This is a genomic window from Pseudomonas fluorescens (assembly GCF_902497995.1).
GTDB classification, from domain to species: domain Bacteria; phylum Pseudomonadota; class Gammaproteobacteria; order Pseudomonadales; family Pseudomonadaceae; genus Aquipseudomonas; species Aquipseudomonas fluorescens_BK.
Genome location: NZ_CABVII010000003.1, coordinates 102,503 through 122,633 on the forward strand (window position 1 = coordinate 102,503; position 20,131 = coordinate 122,633).

Sequence of the window (20,131 nt, forward strand, 5' to 3'; positions counted from 1 at the left end):
CTGGCTCGCTACCCGGGCCAGCGTGGGTGTGCCAACCTTAGTGGCACTTGCACGACATGGACGGCGATCACTGTGAAAACGCTTATGCTGTTCGGGGCCTTGCTGCTGAGCACGCCCCTCCTTGCCGCACAGCTGAACCTGGAGCTGGGTGCGAACAGTCGCACCTGGCAGACCGGGGAATTGCTCAAGCACCCTCAGGTTCAGACCATCACCATCACCAATGACGTTTCCTACAAACGGGACATGAGCTATCGCGCTGTTCCCGTGGCGGCATTGTTGACGGGTATCAAGCCTGAGGATCACTTGCAAGCCGTGGCGCTGGACGGGTTTGCGGCAGAATTGCCGGCGGCGCCGCTGCTCAATGCCAAGGGTGCGCGGGCGTGGCTGGCGATTGAAGATCCGGCCAAACCATGGCCGGCGTTGTCCGAGGGCAAGCACAGTGCCGGGCCGTTCTATCTGGTCTGGACCGATCCGCAAGCGGGCAATATCAGTCCTGAGCAGTGGCCGTTTGAAGTGGCGAGCATCAAGCGCATGGCGCCGGTGGCCGAGCGCTTCCCTTCCCTGCTGCCCGACCCTGCGCTGGTGGCGGATGATCCGGTGAACAAGGGCTTTGCATTGTTTCAGAAGAACTGCCTGGCCTGTCATCGGCTCAATGGTGCCGGGGATTCGCAGTTCGGGCCGGATTTGAATATTCCGTTCAACCCGACCGAGTACTTCGGCGCGGACTTCCTCATGCGTTACATTCGTGACCCGCAGAGTTTGCGGCAGTGGCCGCAGGCGAAGATGCCGGGGTTCACGGCGGCGGTGTTGCCGGAGGCGGACCTGGCGATGTTGGTGGGGTATTTGAAGCATATGGCAGGGCGCAAGGTGAAGCCCTGACATTGTCCCCTGTAGGAGCCAGCGGTGCGGCGATCCGACTTGCAGGCGAAGGCGTCTTCATGGGCGGTGCAAGGCTTGAGGCCGCCTTCGCCGGCAAGTCGGATCGCCGCACCGCTGGCTCCTACAGGGTTATGCGGTGTTCCTGGTTATTGTTGTTGAACGGAGATCACCGGCATCGGCGTCGGCGCAACGAACACCTTCGCATGCATCTGCTCACTCCCACCACCCCGGCGCATGCCGCGCACCGGGCAGGCATCCAGATAATCCAGCCCTACCGCCAGTTTCAAATGCCGCTCGGGCCGCGCCAGCTCATTGGTCACATCGAAGCTGTACCAGGCGTCATCGAGCCAGGCTTCAGCCCAGGCGTGGCTGGCCAGGTGCTCGCAGTCCTCGCTGTACAGATAGCCCGACACATAACGCGACGCAATCCCCAGGCTGCGGGCGCAGGCGAGGAAGGCATGGGTGTGGTCCTGGCACACGCCCGAACGCCCGGCGAAGGCCTGGGCGGCGCTGGTGTCCACTGCGGTGGAGCCCGGCGTGTAGGTCATGTGCTGGTTCAGGCCATGCATCAAGTCGATCAGCGCCGTGCGATCGCGACGTTGCTGGCATTGCTTCTGGGCGAACGCGCGCAGGGCTTCGTCGGCTTCGGTCAGTCGGGTGAAACGCAGGAACGGCAGCGCCGACTGGCTCTCATGCTCGGCTTCGCGCAGCTCATCGATGTCCACCTGGCCACGGGCACCGATGATGATGGCCTCGTGGGGTTCGTCCAGGGTCAATACATGCAGGATGTTACCGAACGGATCGAGTTGTGCGCGCACCGGACGCGGCAGGTCGAGTTGCCAGCTGAGCACGTGTTGGCGTTCGCTGTCGTGGGGGGTCAGTCGCAGGTACTGGATGCTCGCCCGCACCTGGTCTTCGTAGTGATAGGTGGTCTCGTGGCTAATGGAAAGTCTCATGCAGCCTCCAGGTAGGAACTGTGAATGGCGTTGCCCAACTGGCGCACCAGCGGGATGAACTCGGTCAGCCAGGCGTGCAGGCCTTCGCCGAGAATTTCGCTGATGCCGGTGTAGCGCAGGCGCGCGTCCATTTCCGCCGCCAGGCGTTGCGCCGGACGGCCGTTGGCCCCCGGCAGCTGGGCGAGGATCTGGTCGATTTCTTCGGTGCAGGCGCGCAAAGAACGCGGCACGTCGGCACGCAGCAACAGCAGTTCGGCCACATGCCGGGCGCCGGGTGCATCGCGGTAGATCTCGGTGTAGGCCTCGAACGACGACAAGGCCCGCAACAAAGCGCTCCACTGGTAATAAGCGTGCGCTGTGCCGTCACTGACCGCTTCGGCCTGATCCCCAGCCATTTCGTAGCGCGCATCGAGCAGGCGCAGCGTGTTGTCAGCCCGTTCGATAAACGTCCCCAGACGAATGAAGCGAAACGCATCGTTACGCATGATCGTGCCGTAGGACGCGCCACGGAACAGGTGGGAACGTTCCTTGATCCACTCGCAGAAACGGCTCATGCCGTAGCGACTCAAGCCCTGGTCGGCGATCCCGCGAATTTCCAGCCAGGTGGCGTTGATGTTTTCCCACATGTCGGCGGTGATTCGCCCACGTACCGCATGGGCACTGGCCCGCGCGGCACCGAGGCAACTGTAGATGCTCGCCGGGTTGGCCGGGTCCAGGGCGAAGAAATGCAGCAGCCGCTCGGCGTGCAGCTCGCCATGGCGCTCCAGGTAATCGTCCAGGGTGCCGGTAATCAGCAACGGCATGGCGAGTTCGTGCAAACCGTCACCGCGACCATCCTGTGGCATCAGCGATAGCGAATAACTGATGTCGAGCATCCGTGCGAGGTTTTCCGCCCGCTCCAGATAACGCGACATCCAATACAAATCCGAGGCAGTTCTACTTAACATGGCAGGCTTCCTTTCAATCCTCGACCACCCAGGTGTCCTTGGTGCCTCCGCCCTGGGAGGAGTTCACCACCAGGGAGCCTTCACGCAGGGCGACACGGGTCAAACCGCCGGGCACAACCCGGGTTTCACGGCCAGACAATACAAACGGACGCAGATCGATGTGGCGTGGAGCGATACCGTTTTCGACAAAGGTCGGACAGGTCGACAAAGACAACGTCGGTTGCGCGATGTACGCGTGGGGCTTGGCTTTGATCCGCGCGCGGAAGGCTTCGATTTCCGCCGCCGTCGCCGCCGGCCCCACCAGCATTCCGTAGCCGCCTGAACCCTGGGTTTCCTTGACCACCAGCTCTGGAAGATTGGCCAGCACGTGGGACAGTTCCGAGGGATTACGGCACTGCCACGTCGGCACATTCTTCAGGATCGGTTCTTCGTCGAGGTAGAAGCGGATCATGTCCGTGACGAAGGGGTACACCGACTTGTCGTCCGCCACCCCGGTGCCGATGGCATTCGCCAGCACCACGTTGCCGGAACGGTAGGAGGACAACAGCCCCGGAACGCCAAGCATCGAGTCCGGATTGAACGCCAGCGGGTCGAGGAACGCATCGTCGAGGCGCCGGTAGATCACGTCGACGGCTTTCGGCCCGTCCGTGGTGCGCATGAACACCTTGTCGTCACGCACGAACAGGTCCGCGCCTTCCACCAGTTCGACGCCCATTTCCCGAGCGAGAAATGCATGTTCGAAAAACGCGCTGTTGAAGCGGCCCGGCGTCAGCACCACCACACTCGGGTTATCGATCGCACTGGAGCTTTTCAGGGTATCGAGCAACAGGTTCGGATAGTGATCGATCGGTGCAATGCGTTGCGCCGCGAACAATTCGGGGAATAGTCGCATCATCATCTTGCGGTCTTCGAGCATGTAGCTGACGCCGCTCGGTGTACGAAGATTGTCTTCGAGCACGTAGTACGTGCCGTCGCCATCGCGTACCAGATCGACACCGGAAATGTGCGAATAGATATCCCGGTGCAGATCCAGCCCCTGCATCGCCAACTGGTATTGCTCGTTGGCCAGCACTTGCTCGGCCGGGATGATGCCGGCCTTGATGATGCGCTGTTCGTGATAGAGGTCGGCGAGGAACATGTTCAGCGCCTTGACCCGCTGGATACAGCCGCGTTCGACGATTCGCCATTCACTGGCGGGGATGCTGCGGGGAATGGTGTCAAAGGGAATCAGACGCTCTGTCCCTTGCTCGTCACCGTAGAGCGTGAAGGTAATCCCGGCGCGATGAAACAGCAGATCGGCCTCGCGTCGCCGTTGTGCCAAAAGCTCATCAGGCGTTTCGGCCAGCCAACGGGCAAACTCCCGGTAATGCGGGCGGACCAGGCCGCCGGCATCGTACATTTCATCAAAATAGGTGCGCATCATGCCGTACTCCTTGTCACCCGGACACCCAAGCCTTCGCAAGGCCCGTGCCATCGGCATAAACGCTTTAATATCAATCAGTTGGGTAATGACGCAGCAATTTCCGCACCAATCCTGTGCGGCAAACGCTCCAACCTGATCGTCCCCGCTTCATTGCGAAGCAATATGTAACCCTGTCAACAGCATAGCCTGTAGGAGCCGGCTTGCTGGCGAAGGGACCGCTGGATGCTGCAGTGATCTTGAGATCGCCTTCGCTGACAAGTCGGATCGCCGCACCGCAGCTCCTACAGGTCCGTGTTCGGTTTTAAGATCTGCGAAATGAAAACGGCCAACCCTAAGGTCAGCCGTTACTGTGTGTTGTCGCTGTTCATAATGTTATGCGAGTCGCCCTCGTACCTCCTGCTTGACGCCCCACCCTTCGATGATCCCGCCCAGAGGCTCGACCACTGCCTCGAAGTCCTGCTCGAAATCGCCGATACCGTCGTAGGTGGCGTACATCACTTTACTCAGTTCCAGATGCCACGCGCCGTCATCGCGCACGCTGATCTGGGCATTCAAGGATTCACCACAATAATGCCCTGCCGCCCTGCGTGCCCGCTCCTCGTCGGGGAAAATGGCGTAGAACTCGATGGGATGGAATCGTGAAAAGTCGAAACCGCCTTCTTTCATGCGGCGCAGCACGCTGCTGCTGATGTCTTCTTGATAGGCTGTGCTCATGAAACGTCCCCCTCACATTGATGGATAGACTTTCCGTATTCCCGGCACACGCAATCTGCGAGCGATGCGGCAACAACGTTGCCGGTGGGAAGCAAGCATGTAGCTGACAAGACCAGACCTTAGCGATCCGTTCGCTGATCTCGCTTGCAGAGTAGCCCCAAGATAGAGGCGCTGCCAAGGCCTGGTTGGTTCACGAAAGTGCCAGGAGGTGTTTCAGATGGGAGTAATGCCGAGGATTTGTATGCTGTTCTGGGTCTTGAGACTTTTGACGCTCGCATCAGCGGTGCGCCCTTCCAGATCATTCAGATCCAGTTCGGCAGCGACAGGAAGGAGACGGGCCTTGATCAGTTTGGCAGCGTGCTCGTTGTCCGGGCATTCGTCGCACTCGAAGACTTCGTCGACTGTTTCACCGTGATCATCCACGAAAGTGATTTTCCACTTTTGCATCAGTGCCTCCTCGAACAAACCCGCAAATGGGCTTACAACCATTTGGACTTTTATCCTGACCTATCGTTCAAACGGATTACAGCGCGTCAGCCTGATGCTGACGAATTACCCTGGGTGTCGCGGTCCGTCGAATACAGCGCGGCGATCCTATCGCAGGCAAGCCAGCTCCCACAGGGTTTGGTGTTGTTGGTGAGGACCGGTCAAACCCGCACATTGCCCCGCGGGCCGGCGATGGCCCAGATGATCAGGCCCAGGACCGGCAGCAGCAGGATCAACAGCACCCAGACGATTTTCATCCCGGTGTCGGTGCCACTTTTCAGCACGTTGATGATTGCCCAGATGTCCAGGGCAAGAATGATCAGGCCAACCAGACCATTGAACGTGGAACCCATGACGTCGCTCCCTAAGAGTGGTGTGCCCTCTTAGGATAGCTGGCCCCTGCGAGGGTTCCGTTTTATTAGGCCGATGGCGGCCTCAGACGTGGATCGCCACTTTCAGGGCTTCCAGCGAAGGCGCGGCAGCGATGCCGACTTCAGCACACAACTCGAGCACCCGCGGCACGTCGTTGCCGTAGACCAGCACCACTTGCAACTCGTCATCGAGCAACTGGCTGAAGTTCATCAGCACGTAACCGCCGTTTTCCTTGTTCATGCTGCTCATCTGCACCTGAATGCGATTGAGCGCGGTCAGGGCTTCGGTCTTGGCCAATTGCTTGGGTTTGATATTGAAATCAACGCCAGGGCCGAACGATGCAACGATCCGGGCGAACAGATCCATATAAGTGTCGGCCTGCAATAGCACGGTCTCCGGCAGGCTGCCGACGACCACCCACTCGCCCAGCGGAATCGGGAAGGTGTCGTCGTAGTTGATATCCGGATTGGCCGTCAGGAAAGCCTCTGGATCGGTGTAGGCCTGGGTCGCTTCGTCAGCGATCTTCAGGATTTCTTCATCGCTCATGCACCCGGAGCTGATTTTGCCGATGAGTTCGATGAGTGCGGCTTTCATGGGGCGGAATCCTGTAGCGAGGGAATTTTCAAGGCGCGCAGGATAGCGCATTCCGGCGGGGGAATTGAACAAGGGCGATCCCCTGTAGGAGCGAGGCTTGCCCGCGAAGGCGTCAGCCCGGCCAACATCAATATTGACCATGACTCCTATCACTTCGATAGCCAACCTTGATTCGCCGCGGACTGGTGGCGCGCCTATTCTTCAATCATGTGTTGAACACGGATCGAGGATCGGCATCATGGGCAAACGTCACCCCAACCTACCCGCCTGGCAATGGCGAGCGTACCCGAACAATCATCAGCACCCGACCAATCTGGTGTTGCACCTGATAGCCGTGCCGCTGTTTATCGTCGGGTTCCTGCTGATTGCTTGCGGGGTGTTCAACCTGAATCTGGCCAATTTCGCCATCGGCATTATCGGCCTGTTGGCAGCCCTGGGCCTGCAACGCCATGGTCACAGCCTGGAGGCGCAAGCCTCCGAGCCGTTCAGTGATCGCAAAGACGCGGTTTCACGCCTGCTGGTCGAGCAATTCCTGACCTTTCCCCGGTTTTTCCTGAGCGGCGGCTGGTGGCGCGCCTGGCGTGAGCGCCACCGTCGTCACTGATTCAGGGATTCAGGCAAAAATCGTCACGGTCTGGCGGCTCATGGCGATCAACTGACCGTCTGCATTCCACAGCTTCGCGGCGGCATGACCGTAGCCGTCAGCGGCATGTTCGATTTCAACCAGGTATTTGCACCAGTCCAGCGTGCTCAGTTCCAGCAACGGCTGAACGAACTCGATGGTCCAGGTCAGCGTACTGCCCATCGCCGGTTTGTTCAGGTGCGGCAACAGCGCCGGCGGCCAGGCGTCGACCAGTGCCAGAATATGCGACTCACTGACCGCCTCTGCCTTCACGTCCCCACGCAAACGCACCCAGCCGCCCATCTCCCGGGATTTGTTACCGGTGAACGGCAGTCCGCCGACACTCCAGCGCATCGCCAGATGACGCATGAACTCCGGGGTCACGCCTTTGATGTAGGGCAGCTCCTGACAGTCGTCCCAGTGTTTCATCTCGGGCGCCCGCTCGGCTGTCACCTTCACTTCCGACGGACGCGAGGCACCGAAACTGCCCTGAATCAGCGTCACGACCTGGCCCTTCTGCATCGCCCGGCCCAGTACCTGGCTGACGGCCTTGCCTTCACGCAACACATCGACTTCAAAGCTGAGCGGCACTTCGGGCTCGACTGGCCCGACAAAGGTGATCGCCAGCGAACGCACCGGACGATCCGCCGGCACCCTTGCGCGCATGGCTTCGTATTGCAAAGCGGCCACCAGGCCACCAAAGCTGGCCCGCCCTTGAGCCCATTCGGCCGGGATAGACAGCTCGCGCGGCTGGCTGCGGACGGTGTCGAGCAGATCGGAAAAGCGCATTGAAACCTCAAAGGCGGGAAAAGGATGTAGGGATCTTAACCAGCCGACGAGGACGGCACAGCGCTTATTCTGGCCAAATTGACTGACAGATAAGCCGCGTTCGGTTTGAACACTGATTCCATGCCCAAAACAAAACCTGATGTGGGAGCGGGCTTGCTCGCGAAGAGGGCGTGTCAGTCGATATTCATGTCGCTGACACTCCGCCTTCGCGAGCAAGCCCCGCTCCCACAGGGGGTTGTGTGTGCGCCCACATCTAATGTGGTTTAGCCCATCGATTTTCGAGGTTTCAAGATTTGAAGCAGGCAACGCTGAGTTTGTCGAGGGCACGATCGGCGCGTTCTTCGGCCTCGGCCAAGGCGGTTTTCCAACCTGCCACACAAGGCTGCAAATCCGCTTCCTCTTCGGCCCTGGCCAGCCATTGCCAGCAATCGTGCCAATCGCCCAAAGCGCCCTGGGCGGCCTTCAACCTGGGCATGGCCGCCTTCGGTAAACGGTCCAGCTCGGGATAAGCTTCGATGCCATAGCGCACGCGCTTGATCAGCAGGCGCAGACGATGGCGATCATGGGCAGGGTCATGCAGCGTCTTATCAAGTTTTTTCCATTGTCTGGCCAGGCGCTTTTCAATGCGCGTGCGCAGGCCCTTGAGCAGGCCTTGTCGCTGGGAAGCCCGCAAAAACCGCGGAAAAGCGTCGAGGATCATCAGCAACTGCGCAAGCGCAGGACCGGCCGCCACCGCCGGATAGGCCTCGGCCATTTGTGCCATGCGCCGGTGCGCGGCCTCGGGTTGATCATGCTCGAGCAAATACGCCGCCAATACTTCGCGATCGCGCAATGGCGTGGACAAATCACCGACCCCGGACGCCGCCGCTTCCAGCTGTTCGACGCCGGGCAAGCCGCGCAATGGTCGCAGCATACTGCGCAAACGGCGAACCGTGGTGCGCAGGTCGTGCAGCGCCTCAGGGTCGGTGCGGGCACTCAGGCGCGCCTGACAGGCCAGCAAACGAATTTCCAGGCCCAAGTGCCGAGCCACCAACCGATCAACCAAGGCAGACATCATTTGGCTCCCTGAATCGAATTTCCCCAGTTGCTCATCATGCCTCAACGGCCGGCGCGAGACTCACGAATATAGAAACGCGCCTTTTCGGCCTTCTTGGAGCAGCCTTCGAACGCTTCGAATTGCTGCTGGGTCTTGGCGCCGGTCAACAACGACAGCGCCTTGGAGTAACTGACGGTCCCGGCAAAACCTTCAGCCTTGGCCAGGTCCAGTTCGTGCCACGCGGCATCGATTCCGCGGGCGCAACTGTCGCGATAGGCAGTTTTGCCGGCGCATCCGGCGAGTGCCAGCGCAATCAACGGCACACAGATCCAGGCTTTCATCACTTACACCTCAAAGATAGCTAAACAATCGTGCATGTAAGACGGTATGGCGCGGGAAAAGTGCCTTGGCCCCGCCGCGGAAACGACAGTGCCGGGAAGAATACTCATCTGCCGCCATGGAGTGTCGAAAAAACGACGCGTTTGCCCCACCGAGCCACCCGGCGATTGAAGCGCGGCCCTCGATTGGCGCATTGTTGAACCTTGTCAGACGAGGGCGATTCATGAAAAAGCGTGTCGCACTGGTGCTGGGCTCGGGTGGAGCCCGGGGCTATGCCCATATCGGGGTCATTGAAGAGATCGAGCGGCGTGGCTACGACATCGCCTGCATTGCCGGTTGCTCCATGGGTGCCGTGGTCGGCGGGATCTATGCCGCCGGCAAGCTCAAGGATTATCGCGACTGGATCGAGAGCCTCGATTACCTGGATGTGTTGCGCCTGGTCGACGTCAGTTTTCGCCTGGGTGCGATTCGCGGGGAGAAGGTCTTCGGGCAAATCCGCAAGATCGTCGGCGAAATCAATATCGAAGACCTGCGCATTCCCTACACCGCGGTGGCCACCGACTTGACCAACCAGCAGGAAATCTGGTTCCAGGAAGGTTGCCTGCACCAGGCCATGCGCGCCTCGGCGGCGATCCCCAGCCTGTTCACCCCGGTGATGCAAGGCAATCGCATGCTGGTGGACGGCGGGATCCTCAACCCTCTGCCAATCGTGCCGGTGGTGTCGAGTCACTGTGACCTGATCATCGCGGTCAACCTCAACTCCACCAACCAGCGCCACTATCAACTGCCGGTGATCCAGCGCCCGGCCGCGTTCAAGACCCGTTTCGACAGCCTGATCAATTCGCTCGGATCAAAGTTGCCATTTCGCCGTAAACAGGCCGAACAATTGCTGTTGCTGGAAAAGGAAGCGTTGATGGCCGAAGGGGCTGACATCAACCCCTGGATCGAATCCGCCGAACCCGAAGCCCAGCAACCGGCGGCCGCTCCTGAACGTGACGGCGCGCCTAAGTCCGCCACCGGTTCGTTCATCATCGACAATGTGGGCCCGGCCTCGTTGCTGGATTTGATCAACCAGAGTTTCGAGGTGATGCAGACGTCGTTGGCGCAGTACAAGATTGCCGGTTATCCGCCGGATATTCTGATCAACGTACCGAAGCGGGTGTGCCGGTTTTTCGAGTTCTACAAGGCGCCGGAGCTGATCGCGCTGGGGCGGGAGATTGCGCGGGATACGCTGGATCGGTATGAGAATGAGCAGAAGCGCGATTCTTGAGGTTCTCGGGTGGATTCAAGGGCCTCTTCGCGGGCAAGCCTCGCTCCTACAGGGTTTGCGTCGTTCACACAGTGTGTGATCACCTCAAAACTGTAGGAGCGAGGCTTGCCCGCGAAGAGGCCCGCCCAGACAACAAAAAAACTAAAGACCACCCTCACTCAAAAGCCGATACCCCACCCCCGCCTCGGTCACGATAAACCGCGGCCGGGTCGGATCATCCGCCAGCTTCTGCCGCAAATGCCCCACCACAATCCGTAAATAGTGGCTGTCTTCGGTATGGGTCGGCCCCCAGATATCCTTGAGCAATTGCTGCTGGGTGATAACCCGCCCCGGATGCCTGGCCAATTGCGCCAGCACCGCGTACTCCTTGCGGGTCAACGCCACCTCGGCGCCATCGAGCAGCACCCGGCGATACGCCAGGTCCACGGTCAACGGGCCGAACGTCAGTGCCGCCTGTTGGGCCTCACCGGCCGGGGCCTGGCGCAACAAGGCGCGTACCCGCGCCAGAAACTCCTGGATGCCGAACGGCTTGGTCACATAGTCGTTGGCACCGCCATCGAGGGCCTCGACTTTCTGCCCTTCGCCGGCACGCACCGACAGCACCAGCACCGGCACCGTCGACCATTGGCGAAACTCACGCAGCACGTGCTGACCGTCCATGTCCGGCAAACCGAGGTCGAGCACCAGCAAGTCCGGTTTGTTTAGCGCGGCCTGCGCCAGGCCTTCGGTACCGGTGCCGGCTTCCAGCACTTTGTAGCCCTGGGAAGCGAGGCTGATGCGCAGGAATTTGCGGATCTGCGGTTCGTCGTCGATGACCAAAATGGTCGCGGTCTGGCTCATGGTTTTCGATCGAGGCAAGGTGAGAGGCAAAGGGTATCAGGCTTCACTTTCAAAGCCCGGTTGTTCCTGCACCGGCAAGTGAAGAGCGATACAAGTGCCGCGCCCTTCGATGCCGTCGGCGACGCTGATCCGCCCGCCATGGGCACCGACCATGCCCTGACAGATTGCCAGCCCCAGCCCTGTGCCCTGTCCGCCACGATCGCCACGCGCAGCGGTGTAGAACATGTCGAAAATTTTCGCTCGATCCTCTTCCGGAATCCCGGGTCCTTCATCGCTCACCGAAAAAAACAGCTCGCTGTCATCGGCTTCGACGCGCAATTGCAGGCGCCCGTGAGCCGGTGAAAAGCGTGCAGCGTTCTCCAGCACGTTGACCAGCGCCTGTTCGATCAGCGCGGCGTGGACAAACAGCAGCGGCAACTGCGCGGACACCTCGGTGCTGACCTGCAAGGGTGCCAGCACCGCGCGCAGGCGATTGAGCGCACTGCCGACGATGTCGGCCGGCGATACCCAGTCGCGCGCCAGCTTCAGGGCGCCGTGACCGAGGCGAGTCATGTCCAGCAGGTTTTGAATGTAGCGATCGAGGCGTTCGGCTTCATCGCGCGTGCCTTCGAGCAGTTCCCGACGATCCTCCAGCGGGATGGCTTCTCCGAGGGCCAGCAGGCTGTCGATGCTACCGCGCATGGAGGTCAGCGGCGTGCGCAAATCATGGGACACCGACGCCAGCAAGGCACTGCGCAGTTGTTCGGTTTCGCCGTGCAGCCGCGCCGCTTCCAGGTCTTCGGCCAATTGCGCCCGGGCCAGCGCCTGGGCCAGCGGCTGGCTCAACGCGGTCAACAACCGCCGACGCTGGCCGCTCAAGGCCTGACCTTCCTTGGCACACACCCCGAGCAGCGCCAGCGGTCCATCCTCCACCGAAAGCGGCCACCACCACCAACGGCCTAACGGCAAGGTGCCGGTGCCTGCGCCAGCCGGTTGATCGTGTTGCCAGGCCCACTCGGCAGCGGCGCGTTCGGCTTCGGAAAACTCAAGCGGACCACCGGTCTCGACTGTCCAGCCACTGTTCCCGTCGCGATTGAGCAGGCACAACTTCAGATCGGTCCAGCCGATGAGGTGCTGGGCCGCCGCGCTGACCACGGCCTGGCGATCGGTGGCGGCCGTGAGCTTGCGCGACAGGTCGAGCAGTTCCGTGGTTTCTTCCTGGGTGTCGCGCAACGCCTGCAATTGCCGGCGCTGCCGGGCCGCAAGGTTGCCGGTGAGCGCCGCCATCAGCAGGAAGAACAGCAAGGTCAGGACGTCTTCTTCGCGCTGGATGCTCAGTGAGAAATTCGGCGGAATGAACAGAAAGTCATAAGCCAGAAACGACAGCGCCGCACAGGCCAGCGCCGGACCGAGGCTGCTGCGCACCGCCACCAGCAATACGGCGGCGAGGAACACCAGCGAGATATTCGGCAGCGGCAGAACACTCACCACTGCCCAGGCCAGCGCACTGGCCAACACCGTCGCCACGACCGCCAGGGCGTAGTCGAACCAGACCAGCGACTGCGCCGAACGCTGGCGCGGCTGATGCTGTTCGTGATCGCTGTCGAGAACGTTGATCTCCAGGCCGCGGGCATTGCGCAGCAAGCGTGACGCCAGACCACCGCCGAACAGGCGCCGATGCCAACGCTGCCGGGACTGGCCCACCAGCACCAGGCTGGCACGACGTTCGGCGGCGTGCTGGATCAGGGTTTTCGCCACCTCGCCGGCACGCAGCAACACCACTTCACCACCGAGGCGCTCGGCCAGTTGCTGGGCGCTTTGCAGGCGCAGGCGCGACTGCTCGTCCCGCACGCTGCCATTGTCCACATGCACCAGACTCCACGGCAGGTGCCGACGCTGGGCGACGCGGCTGGCGTGACGCACCAGGCGTTCGGCCTGGGCATCGCCATCGACGCCCACCAGCAAACGACCGCGCACCGCCGGTGCTGCCTGGCCGAGCTGGCGATAGCCCTGGGCCAGATCATTATCGACCTGGGCGGCAGCGGTTTGCATCGCCAGTTCGCGCAGGGCGGTGAGGTTGGTCTGGGTAAAGAACGCATCGATGGCCGCCCGCGCCTGCTCCGGCACGTAGACCTTGCCATCGCGCAGGCGCTCGAGCAGCTCGCGCGGCGGCAGATCGACCAGCAGCAATTCGTAGGCCTCTTGCAACACCCAGTCCGGCAAGGTTTCGCGAACCTGCACACCGGTGATGCTGCGCACCTGGTCGTTGAGGCTTTCCAGGTGCTGGACATTGACCGTGGTGAACACGTCGATGCCCGCGGCGAGCAGCTCCTGGATGTCTTGCCAGCGCTTGGCGTGGCGACTGCCGGGGGCGTTGCTGTGGGCCAGCTCGTCCACCAGCACCAGTTTCGGCCGGGCCGCCAGCAAGGCGTCGAGGTCCATTTCTTCGAGCATCACCCCGCGGTATTCCGAACGCACCAGAGGCTGCTGCGGCAAGCTGCCGAGCAGTGCCTCGGTTTCGGCGCGGCCATGGGTTTCGACCACCCCGGCGATGACTTTGACGCCCTGACGCAGTTGGCTGTGGGCCGCTTGCAGCATGGCGTAGGTCTTGCCGACACCGGGCGCGGCGCCGAGGAACACCTTGAGCCGGCCACGGCCATCCCGGGGCAGGTCTGCTAACAGCGCATCGGCGCGGCCGGAGTTGCTCATGCTTGGGGATCTCTTTTTTCAGAGGTTGATGTGGTGTCTGTGAGGCCGTCTTCGCGAGCAAGCCCGCTCCCACATTAGTTGGATGTCGTGCACATAAATTGTGACCACTGAAGATCGAATGTGGGAGCGGGCTTGCTCGCGAATGGCCGCACCGCCGATCTACAGGTTCTCAAGCGCCCTATTCAGCGCCAACACATTCACCACCGGCGGCCCCACCAACGGCTGCTCGATGTGCGCATCCAGCAGCTGCTGCAGCGCAGACACCGGCAAATTGCGCACCGCCGCCACTCGCGCCAGTTGATAGGCAATCGCCGCTGGTGGCAAGTGTGGATCGAGGCCGCTGCCAGAAGTGGTGAGCAGCGCCAACGGCACCGGCCCCTGGCCGGGCACCCACAGTTTATTGGCCTCATCGATCACCCTCGTGGCCAGGGCCGGGTTGCTCGGCGAGAGGTTGCTGGCGCTGCTCGATACGGTGGCAAAGGCTCCCGCCGATGGCCGTGGATGGAACCAGGCGTCACCGGTGAAATCCTGGGCGATCAACGCCGAACCTCGGACCTTGCCGTCGGCGTCGCGCACCAGGCTGCCATTGGCTTGATCCGGGAACGCGACCTGGGCGACACCGGTGACCAGCAAGGGGTAGGCGACGCCCGTGATCAGGGTCATCAGGACCAACAGGCTCAGGGCCGGACGTATCAGAGTGGACATTTCAAACTCCTCGAATTCGGTAAACAGATACAGCGTTCAATCAGTTGGACCGTGTCGTCTTCTTCGCGAGCAAGTCCGCTCCCACATTTGAAATGCATTCCCCTGTGGGAGCGGCGGTGCGACGATTCGACTTGCTCGCGAAGGCGGTGTGATTGGCACACCGCACCAGAATCAAACCAGATGCAACGCCGTCAACAGCATGTCGATCGCCTTGATCCCCACGAACGGCACCACAATCCCGCCCAGCCCGTAGATCAGCAGATTGCGGCGCAGCAACGCCGCAGCACTCGCCGCCTGCACCCGCACACCGCGCAAGGCCAATGGGATAAGCACCACGATGATCAAGGCGTTGAACACGATCGCCGAGAGGATCGCGCTCTGCGGACTGCTCAGGTGCATGACGTTGAGCACGCCGAGTTGCGGGTAGATCGAGGCGAACAACGCCGGCAGGATCGCAAAATATTTGGCCACGTCGTTGGCGATGGAGAAGGTCGTCAATGCGCCGCGGGTCACCAGCAATTCCTTGCCGATCTGCACCACGTCCAGCAGCTTGGTCGGGTCGCTGTCGAGGTCGACCATGTTCGCGGCCTCGCGCGCGGCTTGCGTGCCGTCGTTCATCGCCATGCCGACATCCGCCTGGGCCAGGGCCGGGGCATCGTTGGCGCCGTCACCGCACATGGCGACCAGGCGACCGTCGTTCTGTTCATGGCGAATGCGCGCCAGTTTTTTCTCCGGCGTGGCTTCGGCCAACACGTCATCCACGCCCGCCTCGGCCGCAATCGCCGCCGCCGTCAGCGGGTTGTCGCCGGTCACCATGACCGTGCGTATCCCCAGTTTGCGCAGCTCGGCGAAACGCTCGCGAATGCCTGGCTTGACCACGTCCTTGAGGTGAATCGCACCAAGCAATTGACCGTCGGCGCAGACCAGCAAGGGGGTGCCGCCGCTTTGGGCAATCCTGTCGATTTCACGGGACAAGGCGGGTGCGAGATCGGCACGCGTGAGGCCGACGAACGTCAGCAGCGAATCCACCGCGCCCTTGCGATAGACCCGCCCCTGATAATCGACACCGGACAGGCGAGTCTCGGCACTGAACGGCACCGCCATCAGCACTTCGAGGGCCGGCTCGGGCTGTGGATGAGTCCCGCGCAAGTACTCGACAATGGATTTGCCTTCCGCCGTGTCATCGGCCAGCGAAGCGAACAGCGCGCCTTCGGCCAGCTCCCTGGCGCTGACACCCGGCGCTGCATGAACCGCGGTGCAACGCCGATTACCGAAGGTGATGGTGCCGGTCTTGTCCAGCAGCAGGACGTGCACGTCCCCCGCCGCTTCCACGGCGCGACCGGATTTGGCAATCACGTTCAGACGCACCAGACGATCCATCCCGGCAATACCGATGGCGGACAGCAACCCGCCGATGGTGGTCGGAATCAGCGTGACCAATAACGCCACCAGGAACACCAGCGGCAGACTGCCATTGGCGAAGTGGGCGAAGGGTTGCAGGGTGACAACCACCAGCAGGAAGATCAGGGTCAGGCCGATCAGCAGGATGTCGAGCGCCACTTCGTTCGGGGTCTTCTGGCGTTTGGCGCCTTCGACCAGAGCGATCATGCGATCCAGGGTCGACTCACCGGGATTGGCGGTGATGCGCACCAGCAGCCAGTCGGACACCAGGCGGGTGTTGCCGGTGACGGCCGAACGGTCGCCGCCGGATTCACGGATCACTGGCGCGGATTCGCCGGTGATCGCCGCTTCGTTGACCGCGGCGATGCCTTCGATCACTTCGCCGTCACCGGGGATCATTTCCCCCGCTTCGACGCGCACCACATCGCCCTTGCGCAGACTGGCAGCGGGCACCACCTGGAAGGCGCCACCGGTGGTTTTGCGGCGGGCGCTCAAGCCTTCGCTACCGGCCTTGAGGCTATCGGCGCGAGCCTTGCCGCGACCTTCGGCCAGGGCTTCGGCGAAGTTGGCGAAGAGCACGGTGAACCACAGCCACAGCGCAATTTGCGCGGCGACAAAGGTCGGCACGGCACTGTCAGGAATGAAGCACAGCACGGTGGTGAGGATAGCGGTCAGTTCGACCACCAGCATCACCGGTGCACGCTGCAATTGCCGTGGGTCGAGCTTGACGAAGGCTTGCACCAGCGCCGGGCGCCACAGGGCCGAGATTGCGGTTTTCGGTTGTTCCGGCGCCTTGACGGTGGCCGGTTTGATTGCGGGCATATTCATCATCCTGCTCCTAAAAAAAGAGGCTCAGAAGCCCATGCTCAAATGTTCGGCAATCGGGCCCAACGCCAAGGTCGGCAAGAAGGTCAAACCGCCCACCAGCAAAATGGTCACGGTCAGCAAGGTCACGAACAACGGGCCATGGGTCGGGAAGCTGTTCTGGCCGATCGGCGCGGTCTTCTTCATCGCCAGGCTGCCGGCCAAAGCCAGTACCGGCAGGATGTAGCCAAAGCGACCGATCAACATGCCCAGGCCCAGCATCAGGTTGTGAAATGCGCTGTTGGCACCAAAGCCGGCAAACGCCGAACCGTTGTTGGCACTGGCCGAGGTGTAGGCGTACAGCAACTGACTGAAGCCATGGGCGCCGGGATTGCTCACCGCCGCGACCGGGCCTGGCAGACTGGCGGCGATGGCGCCGAGCACCAGCACCAGCACGCCGACCGGCATCACCAGCAAGGTCACCACCAGCAGTTGCACTTCCCTGGCCTGCAACTTCTTGCCCAGGTATTCCGGCGTGCGACCAATCATCAGCCCGGCGAGGAACACCGCAATCAGCACGTTGAGCAACATGCCGTAGAGCCCGGCGCCGACGCCGCCGAAAATCACTTCGCCGACCATCATGTTGACCAGCGCCACCATGCCGCTCAGCGGGTTGAGGCTGTCGTGCATGCCGTTGACCGAACCGTTGGACGCCGCGGTGGTGGTCACCGACCACAGCACCGTGGCGGTGGTGCCGAACCGCGCTTCCTTGCCTTCCAGCGGCGCGGCCTGTTCGACGGCGACGCTATTCAGGGTCGGGTTCGGTTGGTACTCGGCCCACAGCGAAGTCGCGCCGCCGATCAGGAACAGCGCCAGCATGCAAGCGATGATCGCGCGGCTCTGACGCAGGTCTTTGACGTAATGGCCGAAGGTGAACACCAGAGCCACCGGGATCAGGATGATCGACGCCATCTCGAACAGGTTGCTCCAGGCCGTCGGGTTCTCGAACGGATGCGCCGAGTTGACGCCGAAGAAGCCACCACCGTTGGTGCCCAGTTGCTTGATCGCAATCTGGCTGGCGGCCGGGCCGAGCGGGATCACCTGATCGACGCCCTGCACGGTCACGGCATTCACGTACTGCGCGAAGGTTTGTGGCACGCCCTGCCAGACCAGATACAGCGCCAGCAGCAGGCACAGCGGCAGGAGGCCGTAGAGGGTGGCGCGGGTCATGTCGACCCAGAAGTTGCCCAGGGTCGCGGCCGACTTGCGACCGATACCGCGACACAACGCCACCAATACCGACAGGCCGGTCGCGGCGCTGACGAAGTTCTGCACGGTGAGGCCGGCCATCTGGCTGAGGTAACTCAGGGACGCTTCACCGCTGTAGGCCTGCCAGTTGGTGTTGGTCATGAAACTGATGGCGGTATTGAACGCCAACGTCCACTCCTGACCCGGCAAGTGCTGCGGGTTGAGCGGCAAGTGGTCCTGGAACAAAAGGATCATGAACAACAGCAAGAAGCCCGCGAGGTTGAAGGCGAGCAAGGCCAGGGTGTATTTCTGCCAGCTATGTTCGGCCTGCGGATCAACGCCGGCCACTGTGTAGCACCCGCGCTCGACCGGTCCGAGGATCGGCGTCAGCCAGGTGCGCTGCCCCTCCATGACCTTGTAATAGAACCGCCCGAGAAACGGCGCTGGGATCAGCACCACGGCCAGGAAGGCGAGGATCAGCCAATAGTCATAACTGTGCATGGCCGCTCCTGGTTTCGTCCGCGCGCAACAGCGCAACCAACAGATAAATGAACAGTCCCACTGCCAGCAGCAGTGACACTCCGTCCAGAACGCTCATGGAAATTCTCCGTGTTACGGCGTATTGCCGCGTTGCAGTCATTGTCGGCAGGGAGGCTGTAAAGGAACGAGATCGAGGGAGGTGGCGGGGTATAAAGAAAGCGTAAAGAGTGGGGTTACGCTGGGGTTATAGGGGTGTTCGGGCGGAGCTCTCTGCGATCAGCCCGCGAGGCGTGGTGGATTGAGCCAAAGGGTCGACATCTGCTACTCGCATCAGCGCACGCTTTAAGCAAGAATGTCGGCCATTGATGACTATTGCCGGAGTAATACCCATGAACGTAATCACCACCGATTTGCCCGGTGTTCTGATCATCGAACCGAAGGTATTTGGTGATGAGCGAGGTTTCTTTTACGAGAGCTTCAACGCCAAGGCTTTTGAAGATGCCACTGGCCTGGACACTCAATTTGTCCAGGACAATCATTCGCGCTCGCAAAAAGGTGTATTGCGTGGGCTGCATTACCAACTGGAAAACACCCAAGGCAAATTGGTTCGCGTGACGGTCGGTGAAGTACTTGATGTAGCCGTGGATCTTCGCCGCAGCTCGCCGCACTTCGGCAAATGGGTCGCTGTGCGCCTCTCCGCCGAAAACCATCGCCAGCTCTGGGTCCCGGAAGGTTTCGCCCACGGTTTTGTGGTGTTGAGCGATTTCGCCGAGTTTCTCTACAAGACCACCGACTACTACACGCCATCCGCCGAGCGCAGCATCCGTTGGGACGATCCGGACCTGGCCATTGACTGGCAACTGGACGAAGCACCGCAACTGTCCGCAAAGGATCAGTCTGCGAAGTTGTTCAAGGACGCTGACGTTTTTCCGTAACCCTGAGCGATTGGCGCAGATGCATGGGGCATAACAGGCATAGAATGGAACCACTGCGAAACTAAATCGCTCAAAGTGGTATGCACGATCGATTGGCGAAACCCGCCAACCGGCCTGCCCTCGAGGAGAGCCCTATGCCCTGGTATGCCTGGTTGATTCTGGTCGTTGCAATCGGCTCGATCGTTGGCGGTTTGATGATGCTGCGCGACACCGCCAACAAGGTCGAACTGACCGAAGAGCAACGCAAACGCGTCGCCGAACGCAACGCGCAAGCGGATGCCAAGGATGCGCAGGACCGCTAGACTCCAGAAGTCAGAAGATCAAAAGATCGTCCGAACGCGGCCCGAACCTTCGGCAGCTCCGCGGAATGTGCGTTCCTATGTGGAGCTGCCGCAGGTTCGGGCCGCGTTCGGACGATCTTTTCGCTTAGTTCTCCCAATCCGCCTGGGCAATGTACAAGCCATGCAACCCGTTGCAGGCCGACACCAGATCGTTTTCCACCAGCGCCATCCCAGGCAGCAAACGACCGCCGATGATGTCGGCGCGCAGCTCAAAAGTGATGTGATCGGCCAGGGAAAGTCCGCTGATCAAGCTCATTACCTC

At 61.4% G+C, this 20,131-nt stretch carries 20 protein-coding genes and 2 pseudogenes; 5 read left to right on the forward strand and 17 right to left on the reverse strand.

Annotation, left to right across the window (positions count from 1 at the left end; all coding sequences use genetic code 11):
• Positions 1-56 precede the first annotated feature (56 nt).
• Positions 57-879 (forward strand): annotated as a pseudogene (locus tag F8N80_RS04355) (c-type cytochrome).
• 146 nt (positions 880-1,025) lie between these two features.
• On the opposite strand, the gene F8N80_RS04360 reads toward F8N80_RS04355, so the two are convergent.
• The 7 genes from F8N80_RS04360 to F8N80_RS04390 form a co-directional block, all read right to left on the reverse strand.
• Positions 1,026-1,835: a transglutaminase family protein gene (locus tag F8N80_RS04360; RefSeq protein WP_150747020.1), complete on the reverse strand. Its 810-nt coding sequence runs from the start codon at positions 1,833-1,835 to the stop codon at positions 1,026-1,028.
• Positions 1,832-2,782, reverse strand: coding sequence for an alpha-E domain-containing protein (locus F8N80_RS04365; RefSeq protein WP_150747019.1), 951 nt, complete (start codon positions 2,780-2,782; stop codon positions 1,832-1,834). The genes F8N80_RS04360 and F8N80_RS04365 overlap by 4 nt, the downstream gene beginning before the upstream one ends.
• Positions 2,783-2,795: 13 nt before the next feature.
• A complete protein-coding gene (locus F8N80_RS04370) occupies positions 2,796-4,205 on the reverse strand; it encodes a circularly permuted type 2 ATP-grasp protein (RefSeq protein WP_150747018.1) in 1,410 nt (469 codons plus the stop codon).
• A gap of 372 nt (positions 4,206-4,577) precedes the next feature.
• Entirely contained in the window at positions 4,578-4,919 is a 342-nt protein-coding gene (locus F8N80_RS04375) for a ribonuclease E inhibitor RraB (RefSeq protein WP_150747017.1), read from the reverse strand.
• Between the two features lie 213 nt (positions 4,920-5,132).
• Positions 5,133-5,366 carry a hypothetical protein gene (locus F8N80_RS04380; protein ID WP_034151304.1) on the reverse strand — a complete coding sequence of 78 codons (234 nt, stop codon included), beginning with the start codon at positions 5,364-5,366 and terminating at the stop codon, positions 5,133-5,135.
• Between the two features lie 200 nt (positions 5,367-5,566).
• A complete protein-coding gene (locus tag F8N80_RS04385; RefSeq protein WP_064678942.1) occupies positions 5,567-5,758 on the reverse strand; it encodes a PLDc N-terminal domain-containing protein in 192 nt (63 codons plus the stop codon).
• A gap of 82 nt (positions 5,759-5,840) precedes the next feature.
• Positions 5,841-6,371, reverse strand: a complete 531-nt coding sequence (locus tag F8N80_RS04390) for a hypothetical protein (RefSeq protein ID WP_150747016.1) — start codon at positions 6,369-6,371, stop codon at positions 5,841-5,843.
• Positions 6,372-6,609: 238 nt separating this feature from the next.
• Between F8N80_RS04390 and F8N80_RS04395 the strand changes: the two genes are divergently transcribed.
• A complete protein-coding gene (locus tag F8N80_RS04395) occupies positions 6,610-6,975 on the forward strand; it encodes an Mpo1-like protein (RefSeq protein ID WP_150747015.1) in 366 nt (121 codons plus the stop codon).
• A gap of 9 nt (positions 6,976-6,984) precedes the next feature.
• Here F8N80_RS04395 and F8N80_RS04400 read toward each other — a convergent pair whose 3' ends face one another.
• The 3 genes from F8N80_RS04400 to F8N80_RS04410 form a co-directional block, all read right to left on the reverse strand.
• Positions 6,985-7,782, reverse strand: coding sequence for an acyl-CoA thioesterase (locus F8N80_RS04400; RefSeq protein ID WP_150783283.1), 798 nt, complete (start codon positions 7,780-7,782; stop codon positions 6,985-6,987).
• A gap of 286 nt (positions 7,783-8,068) precedes the next feature.
• On the reverse strand, positions 8,069-8,836 hold the full coding sequence (locus tag F8N80_RS04405) for a CHAD domain-containing protein (protein WP_150747013.1): 768 nt from the start codon (positions 8,834-8,836) through the stop codon (positions 8,069-8,071).
• 44 nt (positions 8,837-8,880) lie between these two features.
• Positions 8,881-9,159 (reverse strand): hypothetical protein, encoded by a 279-nt coding sequence (locus F8N80_RS04410; RefSeq protein WP_150747012.1) that lies wholly within the window; start codon positions 9,157-9,159, stop codon positions 8,881-8,883.
• A gap of 221 nt (positions 9,160-9,380) precedes the next feature.
• Between F8N80_RS04410 and F8N80_RS04415 the strand changes: the two genes are divergently transcribed.
• The gene (locus tag F8N80_RS04415) at positions 9,381-10,427 is read left to right on the forward strand and encodes a patatin-like phospholipase family protein (protein WP_150747011.1); all 1,047 of its coding nucleotides are present in this window, start codon (positions 9,381-9,383) and stop codon (positions 10,425-10,427) included.
• Between the two features lie 141 nt (positions 10,428-10,568).
• Here F8N80_RS04415 and F8N80_RS04420 read toward each other — a convergent pair whose 3' ends face one another.
• From F8N80_RS04420 to kdpF, 6 genes are all read right to left on the reverse strand, one after another.
• A complete protein-coding gene (locus F8N80_RS04420; protein WP_150747010.1) occupies positions 10,569-11,267 on the reverse strand; it encodes a response regulator in 699 nt (232 codons plus the stop codon).
• Positions 11,268-11,303: 36 nt separating this feature from the next.
• Positions 11,304-13,955 carry a sensor histidine kinase gene (locus F8N80_RS04425; protein WP_150783284.1) on the reverse strand — a complete coding sequence of 884 codons (2,652 nt, stop codon included), beginning with the start codon at positions 13,953-13,955 and terminating at the stop codon, positions 11,304-11,306.
• 159 nt (positions 13,956-14,114) lie between these two features.
• A complete protein-coding gene (gene kdpC, locus F8N80_RS04430; protein ID WP_150783285.1) occupies positions 14,115-14,660 on the reverse strand; it encodes a potassium-transporting ATPase subunit KdpC in 546 nt (181 codons plus the stop codon).
• Positions 14,661-14,831: 171 nt separating this feature from the next.
• Complete coding sequence (gene kdpB, locus F8N80_RS04435; RefSeq protein ID WP_150747007.1) at positions 14,832-16,889, reverse strand: potassium-transporting ATPase subunit KdpB; 2,058 nt, start codon at positions 16,887-16,889, stop codon at positions 14,832-14,834.
• A gap of 24 nt (positions 16,890-16,913) precedes the next feature.
• On the reverse strand, positions 16,914-18,614 hold the full coding sequence (gene kdpA, locus F8N80_RS04440) for a potassium-transporting ATPase subunit KdpA (RefSeq protein WP_150783286.1): 1,701 nt from the start codon (positions 18,612-18,614) through the stop codon (positions 16,914-16,916).
• Positions 18,601-18,711: a K(+)-transporting ATPase subunit F gene (kdpF, locus tag F8N80_RS04445; protein WP_150747005.1), complete on the reverse strand. Its 111-nt coding sequence runs from the start codon at positions 18,709-18,711 to the stop codon at positions 18,601-18,603. The genes kdpA and kdpF overlap by 14 nt, the downstream gene beginning before the upstream one ends.
• A 271-nt stretch (positions 18,712-18,982) precedes the next feature.
• Here kdpF and rfbC point away from each other — a divergent pair, with 271 nt between their 5' ends.
• Both rfbC and F8N80_RS04455 read left to right on the forward strand, forming a co-directional pair.
• A complete protein-coding gene (gene rfbC, locus F8N80_RS04450; protein WP_150783287.1) occupies positions 18,983-19,528 on the forward strand; it encodes a dTDP-4-dehydrorhamnose 3,5-epimerase in 546 nt (181 codons plus the stop codon).
• A gap of 134 nt (positions 19,529-19,662) precedes the next feature.
• Positions 19,663-19,830, forward strand: a complete 168-nt coding sequence (locus F8N80_RS04455) for a DUF2897 family protein (RefSeq protein WP_064678955.1) — start codon at positions 19,663-19,665, stop codon at positions 19,828-19,830.
• Between the two features lie 169 nt (positions 19,831-19,999).
• Here the strand turns inward: F8N80_RS04455 and F8N80_RS04460 are convergent.
• Positions 20,000-20,119: pseudogene (locus tag F8N80_RS04460) on the reverse strand (GntR family transcriptional regulator); the annotation flags it as partial.
• Between the last annotated feature and the right edge of the window lie 12 nt (positions 20,120-20,131).